The 26,024-nt window shown below is 68.0% G+C and carries 26 protein-coding genes; 9 read left to right on the top strand and 17 right to left on the bottom strand.

What is annotated here, in order from left to right:
* Positions 1 to 17 precede the first annotated feature (17 nt).
* The 5 genes from pyrC (at position 18) to chrA (ending at position 5,333) form a co-directional block, all read left to right on the top strand.
* Entirely contained in the window at positions 18 to 1,322 is a 1,305-nt protein-coding gene (gene pyrC, locus ACEQZY_RS07335; RefSeq protein WP_370153322.1) for a dihydroorotase, read from the top strand.
* 2 nt (positions 1,323 to 1,324) lie between these two features.
* On the top strand, positions 1,325 to 1,972 hold the full coding sequence (gene plsY / locus ACEQZY_RS07330) for a glycerol-3-phosphate 1-O-acyltransferase PlsY (protein ID WP_370153320.1): 648 nt from the start codon (positions 1,325 to 1,327) through the stop codon (positions 1,970 to 1,972).
* A complete protein-coding gene (dprA, locus tag ACEQZY_RS07325; protein ID WP_370153318.1) occupies positions 1,944 to 3,059 on the top strand; it encodes a DNA-processing protein DprA in 1,116 nt (371 codons plus the stop codon). Before plsY ends, dprA begins: the two co-directional genes overlap by 29 nt.
* A gap of 133 nt (positions 3,060 to 3,192) precedes the next feature.
* A complete protein-coding gene (locus ACEQZY_RS07320; RefSeq protein WP_370153316.1) occupies positions 3,193 to 3,999 on the top strand; it encodes a chromate resistance protein ChrB domain-containing protein in 807 nt (268 codons plus the stop codon).
* Positions 4,000 to 4,007: 8 nt separating this feature from the next.
* Positions 4,008 to 5,333, top strand: a complete 1,326-nt coding sequence (chrA, locus tag ACEQZY_RS07315; protein WP_370153314.1) for a chromate efflux transporter — start codon at positions 4,008 to 4,010, stop codon at positions 5,331 to 5,333.
* A gap of 54 nt (positions 5,334 to 5,387) precedes the next feature.
* Here chrA and ACEQZY_RS07310 read toward each other — a convergent pair whose 3' ends face one another.
* Positions 5,388 to 6,821 (bottom strand): NAD-dependent succinate-semialdehyde dehydrogenase, encoded by a 1,434-nt coding sequence (locus ACEQZY_RS07310; RefSeq protein WP_341704537.1) that lies wholly within the window; start codon positions 6,819 to 6,821, stop codon positions 5,388 to 5,390.
* A gap of 95 nt (positions 6,822 to 6,916) precedes the next feature.
* Positions 6,917 to 7,486 carry a 2OG-Fe(II) oxygenase gene (locus ACEQZY_RS07305; RefSeq protein ID WP_370153312.1) on the bottom strand — a complete coding sequence of 190 codons (570 nt, stop codon included), beginning with the start codon at positions 7,484 to 7,486 and terminating at the stop codon, positions 6,917 to 6,919.
* A 196-nt stretch (positions 7,487 to 7,682) separates the two neighbouring features.
* Between ACEQZY_RS07305 and ACEQZY_RS07300 the strand changes: the two genes are divergently transcribed.
* Positions 7,683 to 8,588, top strand: a complete 906-nt coding sequence (locus ACEQZY_RS07300) for an ATP-binding protein (RefSeq protein WP_341704539.1) — start codon at positions 7,683 to 7,685, stop codon at positions 8,586 to 8,588.
* A 3-nt stretch (positions 8,589 to 8,591) separates the two neighbouring features.
* Here ACEQZY_RS07300 and ACEQZY_RS07295 read toward each other — a convergent pair whose 3' ends face one another.
* The 14 genes from ACEQZY_RS07295 to argS form a co-directional block, all read right to left on the bottom strand.
* The gene (locus ACEQZY_RS07295) at positions 8,592 to 9,791 is read right to left on the bottom strand and encodes a peptidoglycan DD-metalloendopeptidase family protein (RefSeq protein ID WP_370153310.1); all 1,200 of its coding nucleotides are present in this window, start codon (positions 9,789 to 9,791) and stop codon (positions 8,592 to 8,594) included.
* Between the two features lie 63 nt (positions 9,792 to 9,854).
* Entirely contained in the window at positions 9,855 to 10,502 is a 648-nt protein-coding gene (locus ACEQZY_RS07290; protein ID WP_341705380.1) for a protein-L-isoaspartate(D-aspartate) O-methyltransferase, read from the bottom strand.
* 8 nt (positions 10,503 to 10,510) lie between these two features.
* Entirely contained in the window at positions 10,511 to 11,269 is a 759-nt protein-coding gene (gene surE, locus ACEQZY_RS07285) for a 5'/3'-nucleotidase SurE (protein ID WP_341705379.1), read from the bottom strand.
* Complete coding sequence (gene serS, locus ACEQZY_RS07280) at positions 11,266 to 12,549, bottom strand: serine--tRNA ligase (protein WP_341705378.1); 1,284 nt, start codon at positions 12,547 to 12,549, stop codon at positions 11,266 to 11,268. Before serS ends, surE begins: the two co-directional genes overlap by 4 nt.
* A gap of 12 nt (positions 12,550 to 12,561) precedes the next feature.
* Positions 12,562 to 13,392: a twin-arginine translocase subunit TatC gene (gene tatC, locus ACEQZY_RS07275; RefSeq protein ID WP_370153307.1), complete on the bottom strand. Its 831-nt coding sequence runs from the start codon at positions 13,390 to 13,392 to the stop codon at positions 12,562 to 12,564.
* On the bottom strand, positions 13,389 to 13,799 hold the full coding sequence (tatB, locus tag ACEQZY_RS07270; RefSeq protein WP_341705376.1) for a Sec-independent protein translocase protein TatB: 411 nt from the start codon (positions 13,797 to 13,799) through the stop codon (positions 13,389 to 13,391). The genes tatC and tatB overlap by 4 nt, the downstream gene beginning before the upstream one ends.
* A 95-nt stretch (positions 13,800 to 13,894) precedes the next feature.
* Entirely contained in the window at positions 13,895 to 14,149 is a 255-nt protein-coding gene (locus ACEQZY_RS07265; protein WP_341705375.1) for a twin-arginine translocase TatA/TatE family subunit, read from the bottom strand.
* 120 nt (positions 14,150 to 14,269) lie between these two features.
* Entirely contained in the window at positions 14,270 to 15,316 is a 1,047-nt protein-coding gene (locus tag ACEQZY_RS07260; protein WP_370153304.1) for an ABC transporter ATP-binding protein, read from the bottom strand.
* 8 nt (positions 15,317 to 15,324) lie between these two features.
* Complete coding sequence (gene scpB / locus ACEQZY_RS07255; RefSeq protein WP_370153302.1) at positions 15,325 to 16,431, bottom strand: SMC-Scp complex subunit ScpB; 1,107 nt, start codon at positions 16,429 to 16,431, stop codon at positions 15,325 to 15,327.
* A gap of 3 nt (positions 16,432 to 16,434) precedes the next feature.
* Positions 16,435 to 17,298 (bottom strand): ScpA family protein, encoded by an 864-nt coding sequence (locus ACEQZY_RS07250; protein WP_341704762.1) that lies wholly within the window; start codon positions 17,296 to 17,298, stop codon positions 16,435 to 16,437.
* Between the two features lie 54 nt (positions 17,299 to 17,352).
* Positions 17,353 to 18,048: a site-2 protease family protein gene (locus ACEQZY_RS07245; protein ID WP_341704763.1), complete on the bottom strand. Its 696-nt coding sequence runs from the start codon at positions 18,046 to 18,048 to the stop codon at positions 17,353 to 17,355.
* Positions 18,045 to 19,124, bottom strand: a complete 1,080-nt coding sequence (gene nagZ, locus ACEQZY_RS07240; RefSeq protein WP_370153299.1) for a beta-N-acetylhexosaminidase — start codon at positions 19,122 to 19,124, stop codon at positions 18,045 to 18,047. The genes ACEQZY_RS07245 and nagZ overlap by 4 nt, the downstream gene beginning before the upstream one ends.
* Positions 19,111 to 20,013: an SPOR domain-containing protein gene (locus ACEQZY_RS07235; protein ID WP_341704765.1), complete on the bottom strand. Its 903-nt coding sequence runs from the start codon at positions 20,011 to 20,013 to the stop codon at positions 19,111 to 19,113. Before ACEQZY_RS07235 ends, nagZ begins: the two co-directional genes overlap by 14 nt.
* Before the next feature lie 3 nt (positions 20,014 to 20,016).
* Positions 20,017 to 21,783, bottom strand: a complete 1,767-nt coding sequence (gene argS / locus ACEQZY_RS07230; protein ID WP_370153297.1) for an arginine--tRNA ligase — start codon at positions 21,781 to 21,783, stop codon at positions 20,017 to 20,019.
* Between the two features lie 169 nt (positions 21,784 to 21,952).
* Here argS and erpA point away from each other — a divergent pair, with 169 nt between their 5' ends.
* Genes erpA through ACEQZY_RS07215 form a run of 3 tightly spaced genes read left to right on the top strand, consistent with a single transcriptional unit; the run spans position 21,953 to position 24,053 of the window.
* Positions 21,953 to 22,339, top strand: coding sequence for an iron-sulfur cluster insertion protein ErpA (gene erpA / locus ACEQZY_RS07225; RefSeq protein ID WP_370153295.1), 387 nt, complete (start codon positions 21,953 to 21,955; stop codon positions 22,337 to 22,339).
* Positions 22,340 to 22,351: 12 nt separating this feature from the next.
* Positions 22,352 to 23,128 carry an exodeoxyribonuclease III gene (locus ACEQZY_RS07220; protein WP_341704767.1) on the top strand — a complete coding sequence of 259 codons (777 nt, stop codon included), beginning with the start codon at positions 22,352 to 22,354 and terminating at the stop codon, positions 23,126 to 23,128.
* Positions 23,129 to 23,156: 28 nt separating this feature from the next.
* Positions 23,157 to 24,053 (top strand): alpha/beta hydrolase fold domain-containing protein, encoded by an 897-nt coding sequence (locus ACEQZY_RS07215; protein WP_370153292.1) that lies wholly within the window; start codon positions 23,157 to 23,159, stop codon positions 24,051 to 24,053.
* Here the strand turns inward: ACEQZY_RS07215 and recQ are convergent.
* Complete coding sequence (recQ, locus tag ACEQZY_RS07210; protein WP_370153290.1) at positions 24,050 to 25,942, bottom strand: DNA helicase RecQ; 1,893 nt, start codon at positions 25,940 to 25,942, stop codon at positions 24,050 to 24,052. The two genes, ACEQZY_RS07215 and recQ, sit on opposite strands and share 4 nt — an antisense overlap.
* Positions 25,943 to 26,024 lie beyond the last annotated feature (82 nt).

The raw sequence follows: 26,024 nt of genomic DNA, 5'->3' as shown, positions 1-26,024 counted from the left end.
CGGAGACGTTGTATCCCATGGCCCGCCGCCGCAAGCTTTATACCAACGCGCGTCTGCTTGATCCTGCCACCGGGCTGGATGTCAAAGGCGCCCTGCTGACCGAGGGCGACCGCATCCTCGATCTCGGCCCGAAGCTGGCCTCCGCCAGCTTCGCCGGCGATACCGAGACCATCGATTGCCAGGGCCATTGCCTGTCGCCCGGTCTGATCGACATGCATGTCTGGCTGCGGGAGCCTGGCGCCGAGCACCAGGAGACCATTGCCACCGGCGCCCGCGCCGCGGCAGCCGGCGGGATCACCTCGGTGGTGACGATGCCCAATACCGAGCCGGTTATCGACGAAGTCGCGCTGGTGGAATTCATCGCGCGCCGCGCCATCGACACATCGGTGGTGCGCATCCTGCCCGCCGCCGCCATCACCAGAGGCACCAGAGGCGAGGAAATGACCGAGCTCGGCCTGCTGGCCCAGGCTGGTGCCGTCGCCTTCACCGAGGGCGAGAAGGCGGTTGCCAGCCCCCGCCTGATGCGCCGCGCCCTCTCCTACGCCACCAGCTTCGACCTGCTGCTGATGCAGCATTGCGAGGATGCCTCGCTGGCCAGGGGTGGTGCGATGAACGAGGGCGAGATCGCCGCCCGCCTCGGCCTGGCGGGGATTCCGGCTGTCGCGGAAACCATCACCCTGGAGCGCGATGTCCGCCTGCTGGAGGCGACCGGCAGCCGGCTGCATGCCTCGCATCTGTCGACCCAGGATTCGCTCGATGTCGTCCGCCGCGCCAAGCAGAAAGGTCTGCGTCTGACTGCCGGTGCCGCGCCGCATAATTTTGCGCTGAACGAGCTGGATGTCGGCGACTACCGCACCTTCGCCAAGGTCAAGCCGCCGCTGCGGATCGAAACCGATCGCAAGGCCGTGGTCGAGGCCATCGCCGACGGCACCATCGATGTGATTTCCTCGGCCCATGCGCCGCAGGACCCGGAAAACAAGCGTCTGCCTTTCGCCCAGGCCGAATTCGGCGTGATCGGCCTGGAGACGCTGCTGCCCCTCAGTCTCGAGCTGTATCACACCGGGATGGTGCCGCTGCTGCCGCTGCTGGCCTGCCTGACCTGCAATCCGGCGAAACTGCTGAAACAGGATACCGGCCGCCTGGCCCCGGGTGCACCGGCCGACCTGCTGGTCTTCGATCTCGACACGCCGTGGCGGGTCGACGAAAAGAAATTCCGCTCCAAGGCCAAGAATTCGCCCTATGACGGCCGCCGCCTGCAGGGCCATGCCCTGCGCACCGTGGTTGCCGGCGAAACCGTCTTCCAGCGCAAGCGCGAGATCTGAAGATGCCGGATCCGATTTCCTGGTCGCAGGCCGCGCCTTACTACGCCCTCGCCATCTTCCTCGGCTACCTGATCGGGTCGGTTCCGTTCGGTCTGGTGCTGACCCGGCTGGCCGGGCTCGGCGACATCCGCAGCATTGGCTCGGGCAATATCGGCGCCACCAACGTGCTGCGCACCGGCCGCAAGGATATTGCCGCCCTCACCCTGCTGCTGGATGGCGGCAAGGGAACTGCGGCGGCGCTGGCCGGCGGGCTGTATGGCCCGGATATCATGGTCATCGCCGCGTTTTCCGCCTTCATCGGGCATCTGTTTCCCGTCTGGCTGAAGTTCAGGGGCGGCAAGGGCGTTGCCACCTATCTCGGGGTGCTGCTGGGCGCCGCCTGGCCCGTCGGTGCTTTCGCCTGCCTTGCGTGGCTGGTCGCGGCCGCCGTGACCCGCTACTCGTCGCTCTCGGCCCTGATCGCCGCGCTGCTCAGCCCGGTCTTCGCCTGGTTCTACGTGTCTCCGCAGATCGGCGAACTGGCTGCCGCCATGGCCGTGCTGGTCTGCATCCGCCACCACCAGAATATCGCCCGCCTGCTGAAAGGCGAGGAACCGAAGATCGGGAAAAAGAAAACCCCGGATGGAACCCAGCCCGCGCCGCCTCAGTGACGACGAAAAGCGCGACTGGCTGCGGCTGATCCGCAGCGAGCATCTGGGTCCGGTTACCTTCCACAACATACTGCGGTATTACGGCAGCGCCGCAAAAGCCATCGAGGCCCTGCCGGGCATGGCCCGGCGGGCCGGCGCAAGGCGCAGCGTGAAACTGGCCCCGCTGGCGGCCATCGACAGCGAACTGAAAAGCCTGCGCAAGGCCGGCGCCCGCCTGCTGGCCTGGGGGGAGCCGGGCTACCCCCTGCACCTGATGCAGCTTGACGATGCGCCGCCACTGCTCGGCTGCATGGGACAGGTTCCGGCCGCGGAGCCGCCGGGCATCGCCATCGTCGGCGCGCGGAATGCCTCGGCGATCGGGCAGCGTTTCACCCGCGATATCGCTGCCGAACTCTGCCGGCAGGGTTTTGCCGTGATCTCCGGCCTCGCCCGCGGCATCGACCGGGCCGCCCATGAAGGCGCGCTGGCAGCCGGCGGTCAGACCATGGCCTTCATCGGCACCGGGATCGACATCGCCTTTCCGCCTGAGAATGCGAAACTGCAGGCCGAGATTGCCGAACGCGGCCTGCTGCTGGCCGAAATGCCGCCCGGCACCCCGGCGCTGGCGCAGAATTTTCCGCGGCGTAACCGGCTGATCAGCGGCGCGTCGGTTGGCGTGCTGGTGGTGGAGGCCGCCCTGAAATCCGGCTCGCTGATCACGGCGCGCATGGCCGGCGAGCAGGGCCGCGAGGTGATGGCCGTGCCCGGTTCGCCGCTGGATCCCCGCTGCCATGGCAGCAATGACCTGATCCGCCAGGGCGCCACCCTGGTCGAACGGGTCGACGACATCCTTGCCGTCATCGCGCCGCAGGTTGCGGTCCGCCGCCCGCCGCCGCCGGTTGCCATGCCGCCGACAGAGCCCGGCGATGGCGATCTCGACCGCATGCATGCGGAGATCGCCCGGCTGCTGTCGCCCAGCCCGGTGCTGGTCGACGACCTGATCCGGCTCAGCGGCCTGCCGGCTGCTGCCGTCCACATGGTACTCACCGAGCAGGAGCTGGCCGGCCGCCTCCTGCGCCATCCCGGCGGCAAGGTTTCCAGCACCTGAAAATCCCGCTTGCCTTCCGGCGCGCCTGCCCCTATCTGTTGCGGCACGGGGACAACGCGGTCTCCCCGCCAGATGCTCCGCATCCAAGTGCCGCTACACCGATACGCAGGCGATCTGCGTCTTGGAGGTAGCCATGGATGCATCCCCCACCATTCCTTCCATTTCTGTTGCCGAACTCGCCCGGGACATGACATCCGGCCGGTTTCCCTGGCTGATCGACGTCCGGCGCGAAGAGCGCTATGCCGAAGCTGCCGACGTCATTCGCGGCGCCCGGCGCCGGCAGCCGGACAGCCTGCCGCTCTGGGCCGGCAGCCTGCCCCGCGAGGCCGACATCGTCGTCTACTGCGTGCATGGCCACGAGGTCAGCCAGGGGGCGGCGGCGGGATTGCTGCAGCGTGGCTTCCGCGCCCGCTATCTGGCCGATGGCGTCGAGGGCTGGCGCGCCGCCGGCGGCCCCCTGCAGGAAAAACCGCCGGCCGAACCCGGCCGCTGGATCACCCGCGCGCGGCCGAAGATCGACCGCATTGCCTGTCCCTGGCTGGTGCGGCGCTTCATCGATCCCGATGCCCGCTTCCTTTATGTGCCGGCGGCAGAGGTCTTCGACCGTGCCGCCGCATGGCAGGCAACGCCCTATGACATTCCCGGCGCGGATTACAGCCATGACGGCGATCTCTGCAGCTTCGATGCCTTCATCCTCCGGCATGGCCTCGGCGACGACCCGGCACTGGCCCGGCTGGCCGCGATCGTGCGGGCGGCCGATACCGGGCGGGCGGAAACCGTGCCGCAGGCGGCCGGCCTGCTGGCTGTCTCGCTCGGCCTGTCCGCGATGTTGCCGGATGATGACAGCATGTTGACACAGGGCCTGCTGATCTATGATGCCTTGTATGCGTGGTGCGCCAGCGCCGCCGGCGAAACCCATAACTGGCCACCCGCGGCCTGAGACCGACCATGGACCAGAAAACAGACATGACGCATCCGGGTTTCGGCGAGGCCCTGCGGGTCTGGGCAAAGGTCGGCCTGCTGAGTTTCGGCGGGCCGGCCGGCCAGATCGCCATGATGCACCGCGTGCTGGTCGACGAGAAGAAATGGGTCAGCGAGCCGCAATTCCTGCATGCACTGAATTTCTGCATGCTGCTGCCGGGTCCCGAGGCCCAGCAGCTGGCCACCTATGTCGGCTGGCTGCTGCACCGGGCGAAGGGCGGCGTGGCCGCCGGCCTGCTGTTCATCCTGCCCGGCCTGACCGTCATCCTCGGCCTCAGCACCGTCTACATGCTGTGGCGTGCGGTGCCGGTAGTGGAAGGCCTGTTCTTCGGCCTGCAGGCTGCCGTTCTGGCCATCGTGATCGAAGCCGTGCAGCGGATCGCCAGACGGGCGATCAAGACGCGCTTCCTGCTGAGCCTCAGCGCCGCGGCCTTTGTCGGCATCTACATGCTGCAGATTCCCTTCCCGCTGATCGTGCTGGGGGCCGGCCTGACCGGCTGGCTGGTCGGACGGTCGCGGCCCGACTGGGTTGCCGCGACGGCCGCGAAAGACGACCGCGACGTCCTGCCCTCAGTGCCGCCAAGCTGGCGGCGCAGCCTGCGGCTGCTCGGCATCTTCGGCCTGCTGTGGTTCGGCCCGCTGCTGTGGCTGCAGGCCGGGCTCGGCGGCGATCACGTCTTCAGCCGCATCGCCGTCTTCTTCAGCGAGATGGCGGTGGTCACCTTCGGCGGCGCCTATGCCGTGCTGGCCTATGTTGCCCAGCAGGCGGTCAGCACCTACGGCTGGCTGTCGGCCGACGAGATGCTGCACGGCCTCGGCCTGGCCGAGACGACGCCGGGGCCGCTGATCCTGGTGCTGACCTTCGTCGGCTTCGTCGCCGGCTTCCGCGACAGCGGCCTCGATCCGCTGGCTGGCGGCCTGCTCGGCGGCCTGCTGGCCACCTGGGTCACCTTCGTGCCCTGCTTCCTGTGGATCTTCCTCGGTGCGCCTTATGTGGAGCGCGCCCGCCATGTGCGTGCCTTCGCCCACGGACTGGCGGCGATCACAGCAGCCGTGGTCGGCGTGATCCTCAACCTCGCCATCTGGTTCGGCCTGCATGTGCTGTTCCGGCAGATGCAGGCCGTGTCGCTCGGGCCGCTGCACTGGGATCTGCCGGTGGTATCCAGCCTCGATCCGGCCATGGCCCTGCTGGCGGCGGCGGCGATCCTCGCCGTCTTCCGCTTCCATCTCGGGCTCGGCTGGCTGCTGGGCGGGGCGGCACTGGCCGGCGTGGCCATGCGGATGGCGCTCTAGAAAAAAGAAAGGGGGCCCCAAGCCCCCTTTCCCGTCTTTTCCTTCAGGCGTGGCTCAGAGGCCGACCTGGGTGATGAACTTGGTGTTCAGATAGGCCTCGATGGCCTCCGAACCACCTTCCGAACCGTAGCCCGAATCCTTGATGCCGCCGAACGGCACTTCCGGCAGGGCCAGGCCATGATGGTTGATCGAGACCATGCCGGACTCAAACGCCGCACCGATGGCGGCGGCCGTCTTCGCCGACCTGGTATAGGCATAGGCCGCCAGGCCGAACGGCAGGCGGTTGGCCTCTTCCACCACGTCATCGAACTTGGAGAACGGCACGATCGGGGCGACCGGGCCGAACGGCTCCTCGTTCATGATGCGCATGTCGTTGTTGATGCCGGTCATCACGGTCGGCTCGAAGAAGTTGCCCTTGTTGCCGATCCGCTTGCCGCCGGTCTCGACCTTGGCACCCTTGGAGACGGCGTCGGCGACGAACATCTCCATGGCCTGCACGCGGCGGTCATTGGCCAGCGGCCCCATCCGGGTCTCCTTGTCGAGGCCGTCGCCGACCTTGAGCGACTTGGCATAGGACGTGAAGCCCTCGACGAACTTGCCGTAGACCGACTCATGCACCAGGAAGCGGGTCGGCGACACGCAGACCTGGCCGGCATTGCGGAACTTGTTGGCCGACAGCACCTTCACGGCCGTGTCGATATCGGCATCGTCGAACACGATGGCCGGGGCGTGGCCGCCCAGCTCCATGGTGATGCGCTTCATGTGCTGGCCGGCCAGCATGGCGAGGTGCTTGCCCACCGGGGTCGAGCCGGTGAAGGTGATCTTGCGGATCACCGGATGCGGAATCAGGTATTCCGAAATCTCTGACGGCACGCCGTAGACCAGCTGGATGGCGCCGGCCGGCACGCCGGCATCCACATAGGCCTGCACCAGCGCGGCGCAGCTGGCCGGGGTCTCTTCCGGACCCTTCAGGATGATCGAGCAGCCGGCAGCCAGCGCGGCCGAGCATTTACGCACTGCCTGGTTGATCGGGAAGTTCCACGGCGTGAAGGCGGCGACGGGGCCCACCGGCTCCTTCACCACCAGCTGGTACACGCCTTCGGCGCGCGGCGGCACGATGCGGCCATAGGTGCGGCGGGCCTCCTCGGCGAACCAATCCATGATGTCGCCGGCCAGCAGGGTCTCGCCCTTGGCCTCGATGAAGGGCTTGCCCTGCTCCATCACCATGATCTTGCCGATTTCGTCGGCGCGGCTGCGGATGATGTCGGCGGCCTTGCGCAGCACCTTGTAGCGGTCGAAGGGCGAGACCTTCTTCCACGCCTTGAAGCCCTTGTCGGCGGCGGCCAGCGCGCGGTCGAGATCCGTCTTGTCGGCATGGGCGACCTTGCCGATTTCCTCGCCGGTCGCGGGATTCAGGACAGGCTGGGACTTGCCGCCGGCGCCCGGGGTCCAGGCGCCATCAATATACAGGGAGACTTCGGGATACATGTTTCCTCCTTACCGCATCCGGGGAACCCAACAGGGGCCGGATTATGGCGGAAAGGGAAAGCCGCCGCCAGCCATACACGGCCGGTGGAACCGGCTCAGATGCGGATCGTCACCGGCCTGTCCGGACAGGCGAGCTCGTGCCGGGCAAGCCATGCGGGACTCACATAGTTGACGATGAAGGACCGCCGGATGCCGTCGATCGGCCGCGGCTCGAAGCCGTGCCATGTGTCCCCCGCCGGAATGAAGACCAGCCCCTGATCGAAGTCGGCCGGCGCGCGGCCGGCCGGCCGTTTCGCGCCATCGTAGATGTCGGTGCCCCAGTTGCCAGCATCCGGTGCGTCGGACAGGTAGACCAGCATCGTGAATTTCTTGGCGCCGATATCGGTATGCGGTTCAAGCCAGAAGCCGCCGCGGTCCTGGCAGTATTCGATGCGCAGGAAGCAGCCCTCCAGCACCGCGCCGGTGGCCTGCTGCAGCGCGGCAACGGTTTCCGCAGACTGGAAACAGGCCACGACATCCCGGCAGACCGCATGATCCGCCAGCAATTGCCCTGCGAAGAACACCCGGCTTTCGTTATGGCTGTCGCGCCGGCCGCCTGTATCGCCGATAACGGCCGGCGCAACCGGCAGATCGACAATCGCAGCCGCCGATTCCAGCGGCAGCACGCGGTCCAGAAGCCAGTGCCGGAACGGCCGGACAGGCTGTGCCGCCCGGTTCAGGCTGGTTAGGAAATGGGTGCGGATGGCATCGGATGCACGGATCAGCGGAACCTCCCGGAAAGCATCCCGGCTTTACCGCGCCCCCGATGGCAGGGTATTGATCTGTCTCAATAATGGCCCATCAATGCCGGACAGAAACGCCATGCCGCCCCGTCAGAAGACCGCCCCCGCCGCCCCGCCGTCAGCCGAGCATGCCCTGCTGGAACGGATTGCCGCTGCGCTGGAGCGGCTGGCCCCGCCGGTGGCGCCGGCATGGAACGAGGCGGATGCCGATGCCTTCATCTGGCATGCCGAACCCGCCCCGGGCTGGCTGGAGCCGGTGCCCGTGATCAATGCCGTGCCGCTCGACCTGCTGCAGGGTGTCGACCGCGTGCGCGACATCCTGATGGACAATACCCGCCGTTTCGCCCGGGGCCTGCCGGCCAACAACGCCCTGTTATGGGGCGCGCGCGGCATGGGCAAGTCGTCGCTGGTCAAGGCCGCCATCGGCGCCATCAATGCCAGCAAGCCCCGTGCCCTGGCGCTGGTGGAGATCCACCGCGAGGACATCCCCACCCTGCCCCAGCTGCTGAAGCTGCTGCGCATATCGAAGCGCCGCTTCGTGCTGTTCTGCGACGACCTGTCCTTCGACGCCGAGGATCAGCATTACAAGTCGCTGAAGGCCGTGCTGGATGGCGGCATCGAGGGCCGGCCCGACAACGTGGTTCTCTATGCCACCTCGAACCGTCGTCACCTGCTGCCGCGCGACATGATGGAGAATGAACGCTCGACGGCCATCAACCCGCACGAGGCCGTCGAGGAAAAAGTGTCGCTGTCCGACCGCTTCGGCCTCTGGCTCGGTTTCCATTCCTGCAGCCAGGATGATTTCTTCGCCATGCTGGACGGCTACTGCGCCGCCTATGGCCTCAAGATCGACCAGAAGCAGCTGCGTGCCGAAGCGGTCGAATGGTCGATGACCCGTGGTGCGCGCTCGGGCCGCGTGGCCTGGCAGTTCATCCAGGACCTTGCCGGCCGCCAGGGAAAATCCCTGGGCAAATCCGCGAAATAACGGTCAGGCCACCGACAGGAATTTCGCCGGGTCGACCGCCTGGGTGCCCTGGCGGATCTCGAAATGCAACTGCGGCTGGCTGACGCCGCCGCTGCTGCCCACGGTGCCGATTGCCTGTCCGCGCGAGACCTGCTGGCCCTTGTCGACGAGGATCCTGTCGAGATGGGCATAGGCGGTGATCCAGCCGCCGGCATGGCGCACCAGCAGCAGGTTGCCGAAACCGCGCAACTCGCTGCCGGCATAGACCACCACGCCATTCTCGGCGGCAATCACCGGCGCGCCGGCGCGGGCGGCGATGTTGATGCCGTCGTTATGCAGGCCATCGGCTTTCGGCCCGAAGGTCGACAGGATGCGGCCGCGAACCGGCCACGAGAAGGTGCGGCCCGCCCGTGGCGGTACGGCCGCGGCCTGCTGCTGGGGCTTCGCCGGTTCGGCCGCGGCTTCCGGTTTCTCTGCGGGCACCGGCGGCGCGTCCGCAATTTTCGGTTCTTCCGCTTTCGACGGACCGGACGGCTGCTGCGGTGCTGCACCGGGCGATGGCGGCATCATCACCTGCGGCAGGTTCGGCTTCGGTTTCTCCCCCGCCGGCTCGGCAGTTCCCGGTGGCGGCAGGACTTCGGCCTCGACGCCACGGGCACCCGCGGCCGGCGGAGCCGGCGGCGTATCGTCAGGTGCCGAGGCGATGGCGGAACCGCCGGAAGCCGAAATGCGCAGCTGCTGGCCCACGGCGATGGTATAGGGCGGTTCCAGATCGTTGCTGCGGGCGATGCTGTACAGGTCGACGCCATAGGCACGCGAGATGCTGTACAGCGTGTCGCCGCGCTGCACGGTGTGGAAACGGCCACCTGGCATGTTCAGCTGCTGGCCCGGCTGCAGCTGGTAGGGCGGCTGCAGCCGGTTGTCCTCGATGATCGCCCGCACCGGCCGGTGATAGCGCCGCGACAGGGCGTAAACCGTATCGCCGGGCTGCACGGTCACCGTTTCCGGCACCGTGCCCGGCGCCACCGCAATACGCGCCGCCTCTGCGCTGCGGCCCGGCTCCACCGCCCGCGGGCCGGCACCGCGATGGCCGAATTCGACCGGCGCCGGCGGCTGCACGCCACAGGCCGCCAGGGCCAGCAGCAGGATGGCCGGGCCGGCGCAGGTCCGCAGCCGGCGGAGAATATTCTCCGGATGCGGCAATATCGGGCGAATCCAAGGCATTGGCCGGAAGTCTAGGCCGCTTTGACGGCGCTCACAATCCGACCGGGCCCATGCCGGCCCGGATCACTCCGGCCTGGCTTCCCGGGCAATGCCGGGCAGCAGCGGCACGAAGCGCACCGGCAGCAGCCGCTCCTCGGTAATCGCATCGCCATGTCGGGTATAGCGGATCACGTCCTGCTCGGTGGTCGTCACGCTGACCGGCGCCACCATGATGCCCCCATCGGGCGACAGCTGGTCCAGCAGGCGGCCGGGCCGGCTGTCCGCCGCGGCGGTGACCAGAATCCGGTCGAACGGCGCCTGCTCGGGCCAGCCCTTGTTGCCGTCGCCCAGCATGGCCGTGACATTGGTGATGCCAAGATCGGCGAAACGCTTCTCGGCCGCCTGCAGCAGCGAACGGTAGCGCTCGATGCTGTAGACCCGGCGGCACAGCCTGGCGAGAACCGCCGTCTGGTAGCCCGACCCGGTACCGATCTCCAGCACCTTCATGCGGTCGCCGACCTGCAATGCCTCGGTCATGTAAGCCACCACATAGGGCTGGCTGATCGTCTGTCCCTGGGTGATCGGCAGCGCGATGTTGTCGTAGGCATGCTTGAGGAACTGGTCGGCGACGAAGCGCTCGCGCGGCACCCGTTCCATGGCCGCCAGCACCCGGGTATCCGCGATGCCCTGCCGGCGCAGTTCCATGATCAGCTGGATGACGCGGGTATCCACGGGCCCGGTCAGCGCAAGGCCGTCTTCAGCGCCTTCATGCTGGCGTCATGGGTCAGGTCGAGCTGCAGCGGCGTCACCGAAATGGCGCCATTCTCGGTCGCACCCAGGTCGGTATGGCGCTTCGACTTGCTTTTCTGGCGGCGGAAACCGATCCAGTAATAGGGCACGCCGCGGGCATCGACGCGGGCATCCAGCAGCAGGTCGGTCAGATCGCGCTGGCCCTGCGGCACCACCTCGACGCCGGTGACGGAATCGGCCACCACATCGGGGAAGTTCACGTTAATCAGCGTGCCCTTCGGCCAGCCTGATTTCAGCAGTTTTTTGATCACCTTCGGCGCGTGATGCTCGGCGGTGGCCCATTTGACCGGATGGCCGTGCTGGAAACACTGGCTCAGCGCGATCGACGGCACGCCCAGCAGCGAGCCTTCCATTGCCACGGCCACGGTGCCGGAATAGGTGACATCCTCGCCCAGATTGGCGCCGCGGTTGATGCCGGACAGCAGAAGATCGGGCTTCTTGTCCTTGAATATCTCGTGCATCGCCATCATGACGCAGTCGGTCGGCGTGCCGCGCACGGCATATTTGCGGGCCGCAATCTTGCGCAGGCGCAGCGGCATGGTCAGGGTCAGCGAATGCGAGGCGCCGGACTGCTCGAATTCCGGCGCCACCACCCAGACATCCTTCGACAGGCTGCGCGCGATCTTCTCCAGCACCTTCAGGCCCGGCGCATGGATGCCGTCGTCGTTGGACACCAGGATACGCATCATTTCACCTTCTCGATTTTTGTCAGGCCGCCCATATACGGGGCCAGCGCATCGGGTACGGCGATGCTGCCATCCTCGTTCTGGTAATTCTCCATCACCGCGATCAGCGCGCGACCGACCGCCACGCCCGAACCGTTCAGGGTATGCACGAAACGGGTCTGCTTCTCGCCGGCCGCGCGGCTGCGCGCATTCATGCGGCGCGCCTGCCAGTCCCAGCAGTTCGAGCAGGAGGAAATCTCGCGATACTGGTTCTGCCCCGGCAGCCAGACCTCGAGATCATAGGTCTTGCGCGCCGCGCCGCCCATGTCACCGGCACAGAGCAGCATGGTGCGGAACGGCAGGCCGAGGCGCTTCAGCACCGTCTCGGAGGCTTCCGTCATCCGCTCATGCTCTTCCACCGACTTGTCGGCGGTGACGATGCTGACCAGCTCCACCTTGTCGAACTGGTGCTGGCGGATCATGCCGCGGGTATCGCGGCCGGCCGCACCGGCCTCGGAGCGGAAACACGGGGTCAGCGCGGTCATGCGCCAGGGCAGCTCGGCCTCGTCGATGATCAGGTCGCGGGCCAGATTGGTCAGCGGCACTTCCGCGGTCGGGATCAGCCAGTAGCCGGTGGTGGTGCGGAACAGATCATCGCCGAATTTCGGCAGTTGCCCGGTGCCATAGGCGGTGTCGTCGTTGACCAGCAGCGGCGGCTGCATCTCGGTATAGCCGAACTCGCTGGTATGCAGGTCCAGCATGAACTGGCCGAGCGCGCGGCTGAGCCGGGCCAGCTGGCTGCGCACCACGGTGAAGCGGGCACCGGCCAGTTTCACGCCGGCGGCGAAATCCATGTAGCCGAGCCCCTCGCCGAGATCGAAATGCTCCTTCGGCCTGAAGCTGTATTTCCTCGGCGCGCCGTGCTGACGCAGCTCGACATTGAAGCTCTCATCGGTGCCGTCCGGCACGTCGTCGGCCGGCAGGTTCGGAATCCGCGACAGCGCATCGGCCAGCGCCGCCTCGGCCTCCTTCTGCTGGCCTTCCAGCGCCGCCAGCCGGTCCTTCAGCTCGGCCACCTCGGCCATCAGGGCCTGGGCCTTTGCCTCGTCCTTCTGGGCCTTCGCGGCACCGATTGCCTTGGACGCCGTGTTGCGCTTCGCCTGCAGCTCGTCGAACTCGGCCTGGGCGGCGCGGCGGGTCCTGTCCAGCGCGATCAGCGTTTCCGCCTGCGGTGCGGCACCGCGGCGGGCGATGGCCCGGTCGAAGGCCTCCGGATTGTCCCGGATGGATTTGATGTCATGCATGGCGAAGTTCCGTCAGGACTGGGACGATGAGCCGGCTGCCGCCGCCTCGCGCCGGGCCCGGTCACGCTCGATCAGGCGCACCATGACCACCGAAATCTCGTACAGCGCCAGCAGCGGCACCGCCAGTGCGATCTGGCTGATCACGTCCGGCGGGGTGACGATGGCGGCAAAGATGAAAATGCCGACGATGGCGTATTTGCGTTTCGAGGCGAGGCCCTCGGAGCTGACGATGCCAACCCGGCCCAGCAGGGTCAGCAGCACCGGCAGCTCGAAGGCGATGCCGAAGGCGAAGATCAGGGTCATCACCAGCGAGAGATACTCGCTGACCCTGGTTTCCATCTGGATCGGGATGCTGTCCGGCCCGCCCTGCGCCTCGAAACCGCTGAAGAAAGTCAGCGCCATCGGCATCACCAGGAAATACACGAAGGCCGAGCCGAGGGCGAACATCACCGGCGTTGCCGCCAGGAACGGCAGGAAGGCCTTGCGCTCGTGCTTGTACAGGCCCGGTGCGACGAACATCCAGATCTGGCTGGCGATGATCGGAAAGCTGAGCAGCAGGGCCGCCCACAGCGACAGCTGGATATAGGTGAAAAAGGCTTCCTGCGGCGCGGTGAAGATCATCCGCCGCCCTTCGGTGCCGATCGCCGATACCAGCGGCTGCATCAGCAGCTCATAGATATGGGCCGAGAAGTAGTAGCAGACGAAGAACGCCAGCGCGATGGCAACGATCGAATAGAGCAGGCGGTTGCGCAGCTCGACCAGATGCTCGATCAGCGGCATCCGCGAGGATTCGACCTCGTCCTCCGGCCTGGTTTCCGGTTCCGGCTGCTGGGCCTCGGTCACGGCGTTTTTCCGTCCTTGCCGGTTTCGTCGGCAGGCGCGGCGGCCGGCTCGGGCGCCGGCACCGATGCGGCCGGGGCCGGCTGGCTGTCCGGCTCGTTCAGCATCGCGTTCATCTCGGCTTCCACCTGCTTGAAATCGCCGCCGATGGCGCCGTCTGGGTCCACGGTCTTCTTGATTTCGTTCTCGAGCGAGAAACTGCTGACATCCTTGGCCGCCTTGCGCAGATCCTCGAGTTCGGCCTCGCGCACCATGTCGTCGAGGCCGCTCTGGAATTCCCGGGCCATCGACCGGGCCTTCGATGTCCACTGGCCGACGGTGCGCAGCACCTTGGGCAGGTCCTTCGGCCCGATGACGACCAGCGCCACCACCGCCACCAACCCGAGTTCTGACCAGGCAATGTCGAACATCGCCGCCTATCCGCCTGTCACGAAGAAACGGCGCCGGTCAGAGCCGGCGCCAGAAAGGGGTTGCTGCACCCCCGCCCCCTGCCGCAAGCCGCGCGTCAGTTCTGCGCGGACTTGTCGGCCGGCGTGCCGGTATTGGCGGCACCGCCGGTCGGCTGGCTCTGCTGGTTGATCACGGTCGGATCGGCCGGCTTGTCCTTCGGCTCGGCACCGGGCTCTTCCTTCATGCCCTTGCGGAAGCTCTTGATGCCAGCGGCCACGTCGCCCATCAGGCTCGGAATCTTGCCGCGACCGAACAACAGCAGCACGATCACCAGCACGATGATCCAATGCCAAATGCTAAACGAACCCATACCCTTATCTCCTCGCACCCCGCAGCGGACCGGGCGGCCCTGCGGCCTGCCGAAACCACGCCGCACTATGGCAGAGTTGGCGCCGCCCGCGCAACTTTCGGGCCATAATTTCCGGGCCGGTCAGGCAACCGGAAAAACGAAGCAGTATTCGCGGTTAAGCCCGAAATTCAGGGTGCTGCCGGCTGCCGGCAGCGGGCCGGGCGGCAGCCGTGCCGCCAGTTTCAGTCCGGCACCCGCCAGATCGAGCCGCCGGTAGGGCCCGAGCGCCAGCGCCCGCTCCACCGTCATGGCCAGCCCCTCGCCGCCGCGCAGTTCCAGCGCCTCGGGCCGGAACATCAGCATCGCCGGGCTGCCCTCGGCGAAACCGGCGGCCGGCACCGGGCCGAACGGCGTCTGCAGCGCCCCCGCCTCGATGCGGCCGCGGATTTCGTTGGTCTCGCTTAAGAACCGCGCCGCGAAGGGCGTGCCCGGCGCACCGTAGACCCGGGCCGGCGTGTCGAGCTGCTCGATCCGCCCGGCCCGCATGATGGCGATGCGGTCGCCCATGCGCATGGCCTCGTCGGGATCATGGGTCACCAGCAGAGTGGCGGTGCCGGCCTGCTTGAGCACGGCCACGGTCTCGTCGCGGATCTGGTCACGCAGGCGGCTGTCGAGGCTGGAAAACGGCTCGTCCAGCAGCATCACCCGCGGTTCCGGCGCCAGCGCGCGAGCCAGCGCGACCCGCTGCTGCTCGCCGCCGGACAGCTGGTGCGGATAGGCATCCAGATGATGCTGCAGACCGAGCCGGCCGGCCCACAGCGCGGCACGCTGCTGCCGCTCCGCCGCCGGCAGCCGGCTGAGGCCGAACATGATGTTGTCGGCCACGGTCAGGTGCGGAAACAGCGCATGATCCTGGAACACCATGCCGACATGGCGCTGCTCGGTGGGCAGGGCGGCGCCGGGGCGGGCGACGACGCGGCCGCCGATCCGCACCTCGCCCTGCTGCAGGTCTTCCAGCCCGGCCGCCAGCCGCAGCGTCGTCGACTTGCCGCAGCCCGACGGGCCGAGCAGGCCGAGGATTTCACCCGGCGCGACCGTGAAGGACACATCGTCGACGGCCCGCCGGTCGCCGAAATGATGGGTAATCCCGCTGAGGGCGAGCCCCTCGGTTGCCGCGCCCTCACCCATGCCGGGCCTCAGAGGCCGTGCCGCGGCCCGGATTCGCCGTCTTCCGAGTTTCCGTCGTCGTCATCGGACTCATCGTCCTCGTCGTCGTCGTCAAACTCGTCATCATCATCGTCATCGTCGAAGTCGTCGTCATCGCTGTCGTCGTCTTCGTCGTCCGAATCCCCGTCGTCGTCCGAATCCCCGTCATCGTCCGAGTCCTCCTCGTCCGCGTCGGACCCGTCGTCATCGTCATCCTCGTCCGCGTCGCCGGCGCTGCCTTCGGCCGCGGCCTTCTCCTCGGCTTCCGGGATCAGCGGCTCAAGGAACTCGCGGCCGTCATCGTCATCGTCCAGCGGGTCTTCCGGCGCGGAATCCAGTGTCTCGCCCGGCATCGGAATGCCGCCCGAGGCCGGCAGCGCCTCCAGCAGGCCGGCAGCGCGCAGTTCCTCGATACCCGGCAGGGCATCGGCGCTTTCAAGACCGAAATGCACCAGGAATTCGTCCGACGTGCCGTAGGTGACCGGGCGGCCCGGCACCCGGCGGCGGCCGCGCACCTTCACCCAGTCGGCTTCCATCAGCACGTCCAGCGTGCCGCGGCTGAGGCCGACGCCGCGGATTTCCTCGATCTCGGCCCGTGTCACCGGCTGGTGATAGGCGATGATCGCCAGCGTCTCGATGGCCGCCCGCGACAGCTTGCGCTGCACCTGGCGATGCTCTTCCAGCAGATGCTGCAGGTCCGGCGCGGTCATGAACGACCAGCGACCCGCCACCTTCTTCAGGATCACGCCGCGGCTGCGATACATGTCCTCCAGCGCCGCCAGCACGGCCGGCACGCGGGTCTTCGGCGGCAGGCGCTTGCGCAGGGTCGCCTCGTCCAGCGGTTCGGCGGCGGCGAACAGCAGCGCTTCGGCCATGCGGACGGCAGCGGCGAAGGCGTCTTCCTCCGAGCCCTCGGTCTCCCCGTCTTCGGACTCCCCGTCCCCGGGCTCGCCGTCTTCGGACCCGTCGCGATCGTCATCGGCCGCACTGTCGCCGGCCACGGCGTCCGGCACCGCCGTCTCGGCCTCGGCCGCCATGGCGATTTCGGTTTCGTCCTCCGGCCGCTCCTCGGCCGGCAAAGCGTCGTTCGACTGCATTGCTTACTCTTCCGGATTGGGAACCGCCGGCTGCGGATTGGCCTGGCGGCGGATGTAAATGGGGCCGAAGCTCTGCACCTGCTTCAGCTCGATCATGCCCTGCTTGGCCATTTCCAGGCTGGCATTGAAGGTTGAGGCGATGGCCGAGCGCATCGTGAAGGGATCGTCCAGTTCGGGCGGCAGGAAGCTCTGCAGGGTCGCCCAGTCGGGTATCTGCCCGATCATGGTGCGCAGCCGGGCCAGCGCCTCCTCGACCGAGACGATGCGGCGGCGCGCCACGCGCATGGTCAGGGCTTCGTCAGACCCCTTGCTGGCACGGAATTCAGCATAGGCCTTCAGCAGTTCGTAGAGCGTGGCGTTGTAGACCGACTTGCGGATGATGCGCACGCCCTCGGGCCTGCCGCGCAGGAACATGGCGAGGCCCACCTGGTCGCGGCTCATCAGCTGCTCGGCCGCCTTGCGCATCGCCTCCAGCCGCTGCAGCTGCAGGGCCAGCCGCGCGGCCATGTCAGCGCCGGAGGGCTCGCCCTCCTTTTCCGGCTCGGGCAGCAGCAGGCGGGATTTCAGGTAGGCCAGCCAGGCCGCCATCACGAGATAGTCGGCGGCGATCTCGATGCGCACCTTGCGCAGCTCGGCGATGAAGCCGAGATACTGTTCGGCCAGGGCCAGGATCGAGATCTTGCGCAGATCGACCTTCTGCTCGCGGGCCAGGGTCAGCAGGACGTCCAGCGGCCCCTCGAAGACATCCAGCGACAGCACGAACTGCTCGCCGAGCCGAATGCCGCTCTCGTCGCCGGCCAGGCCGTCGCGCTGGGCCTGCTCGAAGGCCTCGGGCGCGGTATCGGGTGTCTCTGCGCTGTCGCTCACGGCCTCTAGATCCACGTTCCGGCCCCGGATTCCCAACATTGCGGAACGGGGGTGTTAATCCTTCAGTCCGGCCAACACAAGCAGGATGTCCCGCAGCCCGTCGATGATCGGCGCAATCAGCTCGAACAGCGGGTTCCAGTTGGCGCCGAATTCCCGCGCGATCAGCGGCACGCCAAGCATGAGAATCAGCAGGATGACCATGCCATAGCGCTCCAGACGGGCCAAGGGGCGCGCCAGCGCCAGCGGCAGCAGGCCGACCGCCACCCGCCCGCCATCCAGCGGCGGCAGGGGAATAAGATTAAAAACACACAATATCAGATTGATAAGAATGGCATTATTCAGGCTCGAGGCAATCCAGATCAAGCCCTGACCACCCTCGGCCGGCAGCAGGTGGAACCCCAGCATGGCAATGAAGGCCTGCATCAGGTTCACGGCCGGCCCGGCGGCGGCCACGATGGCCATGTCGCGCCGCGGATGCGGCAGGTTCCAGAAATTCACCGGCACCGGCTTTGCCCAGCCGAACAGGAACGGCGCCCGCATCAGCATCAGCATCGCCGGCAGGATCACCGTGCCCATGGGATCGACATGGCGCAGGGGGTTGAAGCTGACCCGGCCGGCCCGCATGGCGGTGTCGTCGCCCAGCTTCCAGGCCACCCAGCCATGGGCCGCCTCGTGCAGGGTGATCGCCAGCAGCACCGGCAGCACCCAGGTCGAAGCGGTGAAGAGCAGGCCGGCAATGTCCCCGGTCATGCCGGGACCCGGTCCATCAGCTGGCGGTAGCGGGCCTCCTCGGCGGCCGAAAGCGGCGCCGGCCGCACCGGCAGCGCGGCACGGGCCGCCGCCACCCGCCGCGCGGCGGCATCGGTCATGGCCGGCAGCGCCGCGAACAGCGCCTGCATTTCAGGAAGGTCGCCCGAGCAATGCAGCACCAGGTCGCAGCCCGCCTGCAGGGCGGCGCGGCCGGATTCCGCCGGACTGCCCTTCAGCGCCTTCATGTTGAGATCGTCGGTGACCAGCACCCCGTCGAAGCCGATCCGCTGGCGGATGATTTCGCCGATCACCTGCGGCGACATGGTGGCCGGCTGCCCGGGATCGATGGCGCTGTAGACGATATGGGCGGTCATCGCCCAGAGCGGCGTGCCGCCGGGGGCATCCTTCAGGGCCACGAAGGGCCGGAAATCGCTGTGGGCCATCTCTGCCAGATCGGTATCCACCACCGGCAGGTCAAGATGGCTGTCGACATGGGAGCGGCCATGGCCGGGAATATGCTTGATGACGGGCAGCACGCCGGCATCGACCAGCCCGCGCATGACGGCGTGGCCGATCGCCGCCACGGTGCCGGCATCGCGGCCATAGGCGCGGTCGCCGATCACGTCATGGGCGCCTTCCACCGGCAGGTCGGCCACCGGCGCACAGTCGACATCGATGCCCAGGGCCGCCAGATCGGCACCGATCAGGCGGTAATTCAGATAGGCCGCCTCCTCGCCGGCGGCACGATCCTGCGCATAGAGGCGGCCGAACACGGCGCCGGGCGGGTATTTCGGCCAGTGCGGCGGCTTCAGCCGGGCGACGCGGCCGCCCTCCTGGTCGATCAGCACCGGCGCCAGGTCGTTGCCGACGATGCCGCGGAAATCCGCGACCAGCGAGCGGACCTGCGCCGGGCTGTCGATGTTGCGCGCGAACAGGATCAGGCCCAGCGGCTTGCGCACGCCGAACAGCACGCGCTCTTCCGCCGTCAGCTGCGGCCCGGCACAGCCGACCACCACCGGCGCGTAGCCGCCCCAGTCGATGGCGGAAACGCCGGCGCCGGGGTCAGCGGCTGACAACGATGCAGCCCTGGTTCTTGGCGGCCAGCTGCTGGCACAGGGCCTGTGCGGCAGAGCGGTCCTTCAGCGGGCCGACCTGCAGCCGCACGAAGGTGCCCTTGCCCGGAATCTCGACCTTCTCGTAAGCCGGCGTCAGGCCCTGCAGCTCGGGGAATTTCTTCTGCAGCACGCCCCAGGTGCGCTGCGCATCGTCCTGGTCCTTCAGCGAGGCGAGCTGCACCCGCCCGGTGCCGCCGGGCGCCGCCAGCGAGGCGGTCTTTGCCGGCTCATCCGCCGCCGGCCTGGCGGCCGGCTTCTCGGCGGGTTTGCTCTCGGCCGGTTTACTCTCGGCCGGCCGGGTTTCCGCGGCCTTCGGTGGTTCGGCCGGCTTCGGCGCCGTCTGGCCGGCAGCCGGGACCGGCGTCGGGCTCGGCGCCGTGGTCTGGTTCGGAACGCTGCCCGGAACGCTTCCTGGCACCATGCTGGGCGCGGGACGCGTTGGCACCGTCACCGCAGGCGAGGTGCTGGCGGCATTGCCGGCGGGCGCGGTCGCCACGGCAGCCGGACGCTCCGGCGGCGGCAGCAGGCGTTCGGTCCTGCCATCGTCGCTGCCGCCCGGCGGATTGCCGCCGATGCGGTCGTAGATCTGCTTGTCCTGGTTCGGGATCTGCATGCCGCCGGGATTCTCCGGCGCCACTTTCGCCGGCCCCTGATCGGCACGCACCAGCGGCGGCGCGCCGCTGGCGCCGCGCTTCACGCCCTGGTCATAGGCGAACCAGATGCCGATGCCGAAAGCCGCCACCGCGCCCAGCGCAATGGCCGCGGTGATCATGCGTTTCGGGCTGCCGCCCTGCGGCTCGGCATCGCCGGGAACCGGGCGCGAGCCCCGGTCGGTTCGCAGATCGCTCATCACTCACCTCATCTCTTCAACTGGCGTCACGCCCATCACCGACAGGCCCGACGCGATCACGATGGCCACGGCCCGCAGCAGCGCCAGCCGCGCCCGGGTCAGCGGCAGATCTTCCGGCAGCAGGAAGCGCACGCTGGTATCGTCGCGGCCGACATTCCACAGACCGTGGAAGGCCGCCGCGACATCCTGCAGGTAGAAGGCCACCCGGTGCGGCTCGTGGGCCTCGGCCGCGCTGTCCACCAGCCGCGGCCAGCCGGCCAGCAGCTTGACCAGCGCCAGTTCCGACGGATGCTGCAGCCGGGTCATGTCGGCCTGGGCCAGGGCGCCGTCTTCCGTGTCGATATCCGGCACTTCCGCCACGGCATTGCGCAGCACCGAACAGATGCGCGCATGGGCATACTGCACGTAGAAGACCGGGTTGTCCTTGGACTGTTCGGTGACCTTCCTGAAATCGAAATCCAGCTGCGCGTCGTTCTTGCGGGTCAGCATGATGAAGCGCACGACATCCTTGCCGACTTCATCCACCACGTCGCGCAGGGTCACGAAGGTGCCGGCCCGCTTGGACATCTTCACCGGCTGGCCGCCATCCAGCAGGTTGACCATCTGCACCAGTTTGACGTCGAGGTCGCCCTCGCCGTTGGAAATCGCCTTCACCGCGGCCTTCATGCGCTTCACATAGCCGCCATGGTCGGCGCCCCAGACATCGATCATCTGGCGGAAGCCGCGCCGGTACTTGTCGTCGTGATAGGCGATGTCGGCGCCGAAATAGGTCCATGACCCATCGGATTTCTTCAGCGGCCGGTCGGTGTCGTCGCCGTATTCGCTGGCCTTGAACAGCTCCTGCGGGCGGGGCTCGTAATCGTCCGGGGTCTTGCCCTTCGGCGGTTCCAGCACGCCGGTATAGATCAGGCCGCGCTGCTTCAGGCGGTCGAAGGCGCCCTGCACCGCGCCGCTGTCATGCAGCGCCTTTTCCGAGGTGAAGACGGCATGGTGGATGTTCAGCGCCGCCAGGTCGTCGCGCACCATCGCCATCATGGCGTCGGTGGCTTCCCTGCGGAACAGCGCCAGCCAGTCGCTCTCGGGCGCGGTCTTGTACTTGTCGCCGTATTTCGCGGCCAGCGCCTGCCCCAGCGGGACGAGATAGTCGCCGGGATACAGGCCTTCCGGGATGCTGATCGTCTCGCCCAGCGCCTCGCGGTAGCGCAGATGGGCCGAACGGGCCAGCACGTCGACCTGGGCGCCGGCATCGTTGATGTAGTATTCGCGGCAGACCTGGAAGCCGGCCTTCTGCAGCAGGGCGGCCAGCGCATCGCCGAACACGGCGCCGCGGCAATGCCCGACATGCATCGGCCCGGTCGGATTGGCCGAGACATATTCCACGTTCACCGGCTGGCCCTGCCCCATCTCGCTGTCGCCATAGGCGGGGCCGGCCCGGAGGATCACCCCGATCTGCTGCTGCCAGTAGCTGGGGGCCAGACGCAGGTTGATGAAGCCGGGGCCGGCGATCTCGACGGCCTCGACGGCCGGATGCGCCTCCAGCAGCGGCTTGATCGCCTCGGCCAGGGCCCGCGGCGCCATTTTCGCCGGTTTGCCGAGCACCATGGCGACATTGGTGGCCAGATCGCCATGGGACGGATCGCGCGGCGGCTCCACGGCAATGGCGGCCATGCCTTGCTTGTTCTGGGGCAGTTCGCCGGCCAGCACGCCCTGTTCCGACAGGGTGCGGATGGCGGCCGTCACGGCGCGGCGGAATTCGGTGAAAACGTTCATTTCGGAAAGGCTTTTCTGGTCATCCTGGAATCGGGCCGGACACTAGCGACTGGCCCTGCCTGCCGCAACGCGCCGCCCGCGCGCCCTGCCAAAATTGACTTCCGCGCAATGTTCCCTAAATTGCTCTCACAATGTGGCAAATTATTGGTAAACCGAGTGTAAACAGCCGATGACCGACGCCCGCACCGATGCCCCCGCCAGCCCCCCGCCGGCCCCTGCCGCCGCCGGAGGCATGGTCGGCGTGACCGCCTCCGCCGCCCGGCGCATCCGCAAGGTGGCCGAGCTGGAGGGCAATCCGGCGCTGGCGCTCAGGCTCAGCGTCTCCGGCGGCGGCTGCTCGGGCTTCCAGTACGGCTTCACCCTGGACGATGCCGAAACCCCGGACGACATCGTGATCGAGCGCGACGGCGCGAAGGTCTATATCGATTCCGTGTCGCTGGAATACCTGCGCGGCGCCGAGATCGACTTCGTCGAGGACCTGACCGGCGCCTATTTCAAGATCAGCAACCCGCAGGCCAGCTCCAGCTGCGGCTGCGGCAATTCGTTTGCGATGTAGGCTGCCTGCTCCGTGCGCATCGCCTCCTGGAACGTCAATTCGGTCAAGGCGCGGCTGGCCAATGTCACCGACTGGCTGCGCGAGGCCAAACCGGATGTCCTGCTGCTGCAGGAGATCAAATGCCAGGATGCGGACTTTCCGGCACTGGAATTCCAGTCGCTCGGCTATCAGGTCCATACCCACGGCCAGAAGACCTATAACGGCGTCGCCGTCCTCAGCCGCGCGAAGCCCGATGCCGTGCGCAGCCGGCTGCCCGGCGACGAGACCGACGAGCAGGCGCGCTACATCGAGGCGGATTTCGGCGACGTGACGATCTGCGGCCTCTACCTGCCGAACGGCAATCCGCGGCCGGGCCCGAAATACGACTACAAGCTCGGCTGGATGCAGCGCCTGCAGGCCCGCGCCGCCGGACTGCTGGCGCAGGAGCGCCCCTTCCTGATGGCCGGCGACTACAATGTCTGCCCGCTGGATGTCGACGTGTTCGATCCGGCAGGCTTCGCCGACGACGCCCTGTGCTGGCCCGACAGCCGCCGTGCCTTCCGCCGCCTGCTCAATCTCGGCCTCACCGAAGCCTGGCGCGCCCTGCACCCGAAGACGGTAGACTACACCTTCTGGGATTACCAGGCCGGCGCCTGGCCGAAGAATAACGGCCTGCGCATCGATCATTTCCTGCTGTCGCCGCAGCTGGCCGACCGGCTGGTCGCCTGCGAGATCGACCGCGGGCCGCGCGGAAAAGAGAAGGCATCGGACCACACGCCGATCGTCTGCGAGATCGCCGACGCCGCATAAAAGACCTGACCGGGGGGAAACAAAAAGAATGGCGACCATTCCGCTGCCGCTGCTGATCGCGGTGCTGCGCTTCACCGGCCGCACCCGCAAGTTCCGCTCCGCCGCCGACCTGCACCGCGAGATCGCGAAGGAACGCCGCGGCTTCAGCCCGGAACCGCCGGCGGCCATCGCCCGCAGCCATGCCGTCAGCCGCGAGGATGTGCTGGGCTGCCCGGTCTACACCCTGGCGCCGAAACAGGGCGGCAGCGCCACCCGCGTGATGCATCTGCATGGCGGCGCCTATGTGTCGGGCATCAGCCCGTTTCACTGGCGCTTCCTCGCCGGGCTGGTGGATGCCACCGGCTGCACGGTGACCATCCCGATCTATCCGCTGGCGCCGGAAGCCAGCCACCGCGAGGCCTTTCCCTTCGTCACCGAGGTATACCGCCGGCTGGCCGCCGTCACCGCGCCGGAAAATCTGGTGCTGTCGGGCGACAGTGCCGGCGGCGGCCTGGCGCTGGCGCTGGCGCAGACCCTGCCCGAGCATCACCTGCCGCAGCCGCGCGACATCGTGATGATTTCGCCCTGGCTGGAGGTGACGGCGAGGAATCCCGGCATCGCCGCCGTGCAGCCCCATGATCCCTGGCTGAAGGTGCCGGGCGCGCTGGAGGCCGCGCGCCTGTGGGCCGCCGGCGAGGATCACCAGCATCCGCGCATCAGTCCGATCAATGGCCCCGTCAGAGGCCTCGGCCGGCTGCATGTCTGGATCGGCCAGCGCGACATTCTGCTGCCCGACTGCCGCGACCTGCGCGACCGCTGCGCCCGCGAAGGCGTACCGCTGGCCAGCTACACGGAAGCGCCGGGGATGATCCATGTCTGGCCGATCCTGCCGATCCGCGGCGCCCACCGGGCCGCGGCCGAGATCGCCAGGGTCGTCAGAGGCTAGTCGGCGGCCTCTTGCGCCGGCGCATCCTGCGCCAGCACCACGTCGAGAAAGGCCTGGCCGAAGCGGTCGAGCTTGGCCTGGCCGATGCCGTGAATGTCGGCCATGCGGTACAGGCTGCCCGGCCGCTTGACGGCGAGTTCGATCAGGGTGCGGTCCGAGAAGACGAGATACGCCGGCTGCTGCAGCTCGGTCGCCAGCCGGCGCCGCAGGTCCTTCAGCGCCGCGAGCAAAGCCTGGTCGGCCGCCGACAGCATGGCTTCGGCGGCCGCCGATGCGCCGGCACCGCGGCGGCGGTCTTTCGCCCGGCCGCCGGTCAGGCTTTCGGCGCGCAGCTCGATCCGCTGCTGGCCCTTCAGCACGGCGCGGCCGGAATCCGTGATGAACCAGCCGCCGCCCTCGGTGATGTCGAGATCGATCAGCCCTGCCCCGTAGAGCTGGCGGAAGATCGAGCGCCAGGCATGCAGGTCGCGGTCCCTGCCGACGCCGAAGGTGGGCAGCCGGTCATGCTCCAGCCGCAGGATGGCATCGGTGGCATTGCCGGTCAGGATCTGCACCAGATGCTCGGTGCCGAAACGCTGGCCGGTGCGGGCGATGGCCGACATCGCCTTCTGCGCCTCGATGGTGGCATCGAACCGCGCCACGCCCTCCTGGCAGAGATCGCAGTTGCCGCAGGGCGCGCTCTCCTCGCCAAAGTATGCGAGCAGCGTCTGCCGGCGGCAGCGCGGACTTTCGCAGAGCGCCACCAGCGCGTTGAACCGCTGGCGCTCGATCCTTTTCCTGTCCTCGTTGGCCTCGCCCTGCTCGATCTGCAGGCGGCGGAAGCGCATGTCGTCGAGGCCATACAGGGTCAGCGTCTCGGCCGGCAGGCCGTCGCGGCCGGCGCGGCCGATCTCCTGGTAATAGGCCTCCACATTGGCCGGCAGGTCGGCATGGCAGACATAGCGCACATCGGGCTTGTCGATGCCCATGCCGAAGGCGACGGTGGCCACCATCACCACGCCGTCATCGCGCAGGAATCTGTCCTGGTTGGCATCGCGCAGGCGCTGTTCGAGCCCCGCATGATAGGGCAGCGCGTCATGGCCGAGCGCGACGAGGCCGGCGGCGAGATCCTCCGTGCGCTTGCGCGACGAGCAGTAGACGATGCCGCTGAGGCCCCGTCGCGCGGCGATGAAGCGGCTGATCTGCTGCCTGGCGCTGGCCTTGGGCTGCATCATCAGATGCAGGTTGGGGCGGTCGAAGCTGCGGATGAACTGCCGGGGATTGCTCTCGCCGAACAGCTTCTGGCGGATATCGGCGCGGGTCGGCGCATCGGCGGTGGCGGTCAGCGCGATGGTGGGCGGCGCGCCGAGATCGGCGCGCACGGCACCCAGCGCCAGATATTCCGGGCGGAAATCATGGCCCCATTGCGAGACGCAATGGGCCTCGTCGATGGCCAGCAGCCGGACCTTGTGACGGTTGAGCATCGCCACGGTGCCGTCGCGCACCAGCCGCTCCGGCGCCACATAGAGCAGCCGGAGAGAACCATCCCGCAGGTCGCGGTGGATGCGCGCCGCCTCGTCGTCGGAAATCGCCGAGTTCAGCGCCGCCGCATTCACCCCCAGCCCCTGCAGCTGGCGCACCTGGTCGCGCATCAGCGCGATCAGCGGCGAGACCACCACCGTGAGGCCGCCGGAAATGATGGCGGGCAGCTGGTAGCAGAGCGACTTGCCCGAGCCGGTCGGCATCACGGCGAGCACGTCCTCGCCGGCGAGCAGCGCCTGCACGATCTCGGCCTGGCCGGCGCGGAAGGCCTCGAAGCCGAACACCGAATGCAGGGCCGCCTCGGCGGCCTGCATGGGGCCGCCGGCGCCAATGGATTCGCGGAAATCTGCGGAGGGAGAAACGCTCATGCCGACCGGGTGACGCGGCGCCGATTCGCCGCTGCCCTTCCGGTCTAGCAGAGACCGGCCGCCGCTTCGACCCCGGGGGGCC

It is taken from the genome of Ferrovibrio sp., assembly GCF_964218355.1.
Taxonomy (GTDB): domain Bacteria; phylum Pseudomonadota; class Alphaproteobacteria; order Ferrovibrionales; family Ferrovibrionaceae; genus Ferrovibrio.
Note: the sequence above shows the minus strand (reverse complement) of the source record. Positions and strands in the feature narration are given on the sequence as shown.

Bases quoted from the DNA above. Each gene is read 5' to 3' on its own strand.
- dprA (WP_370153318.1), top strand. From the start codon at position 1,944: ATGGAACCCAGCCCGCGCCGCCTCAGTGACGACGAAAAGCGCGACTGG.
- scpB (WP_370153302.1), bottom strand. From the start codon at position 16,431: ATGCAGTCGAACGACGCTTTGCCGGCCGAGGAGCGGCCGGAGGACGAA.
- erpA (WP_370153295.1), top strand. From the start codon at position 21,953: ATGACCGACGCCCGCACCGATGCCCCCGCCAGCCCCCCGCCGGCCCCT.
- ACEQZY_RS07215 (WP_370153292.1), top strand. From the start codon at position 23,157: ATGGCGACCATTCCGCTGCCGCTGCTGATCGCGGTGCTGCGCTTCACC.
- pyrC (WP_370153322.1), top strand. From the start codon at position 18: ATGGCCCGCCGCCGCAAGCTTTATACCAACGCGCGTCTGCTTGATCCT.
- ACEQZY_RS07245 (WP_341704763.1), bottom strand. From the start codon at position 18,048: ATGACCGGGGACATTGCCGGCCTGCTCTTCACCGCTTCGACCTGGGTG.
- serS (WP_341705378.1), bottom strand. From the start codon at position 12,549: ATGCATGACATCAAATCCATCCGGGACAATCCGGAGGCCTTCGACCGG.
- ACEQZY_RS07235 (WP_341704765.1), bottom strand. From the start codon at position 20,013: ATGAGCGATCTGCGAACCGACCGGGGCTCGCGCCCGGTTCCCGGCGAT.
- ACEQZY_RS07300 (WP_341704539.1), top strand. From the start codon at position 7,683: ATGCCGCCCCGTCAGAAGACCGCCCCCGCCGCCCCGCCGTCAGCCGAG.
- ACEQZY_RS07265 (WP_341705375.1), bottom strand. From the start codon at position 14,149: ATGGGTTCGTTTAGCATTTGGCATTGGATCATCGTGCTGGTGATCGTG.
- ACEQZY_RS07295 (WP_370153310.1), bottom strand. From the start codon at position 9,791: ATGCCTTGGATTCGCCCGATATTGCCGCATCCGGAGAATATTCTCCGC.
- ACEQZY_RS07320 (WP_370153316.1), top strand. From the start codon at position 3,193: ATGGATGCATCCCCCACCATTCCTTCCATTTCTGTTGCCGAACTCGCC.
- surE (WP_341705379.1), bottom strand. From the start codon at position 11,269: ATGATGCGTATCCTGGTGTCCAACGACGACGGCATCCATGCGCCGGGC.
- ACEQZY_RS07260 (WP_370153304.1), bottom strand. From the start codon at position 15,316: ATGGGTGAGGGCGCGGCAACCGAGGGGCTCGCCCTCAGCGGGATTACC.
- chrA (WP_370153314.1), top strand. From the start codon at position 4,008: ATGGACCAGAAAACAGACATGACGCATCCGGGTTTCGGCGAGGCCCTG.
- ACEQZY_RS07310 (WP_341704537.1), bottom strand. From the start codon at position 6,821: ATGTATCCCGAAGTCTCCCTGTATATTGATGGCGCCTGGACCCCGGGC.
- recQ (WP_370153290.1), bottom strand. From the start codon at position 25,942: ATGAGCGTTTCTCCCTCCGCAGATTTCCGCGAATCCATTGGCGCCGGC.
- tatB (WP_341705376.1), bottom strand. From the start codon at position 13,799: ATGTTCGACATTGCCTGGTCAGAACTCGGGTTGGTGGCGGTGGTGGCG.
- argS (WP_370153297.1), bottom strand. From the start codon at position 21,783: ATGAACGTTTTCACCGAATTCCGCCGCGCCGTGACGGCCGCCATCCGC.
- plsY (WP_370153320.1), top strand. From the start codon at position 1,325: ATGCCGGATCCGATTTCCTGGTCGCAGGCCGCGCCTTACTACGCCCTC.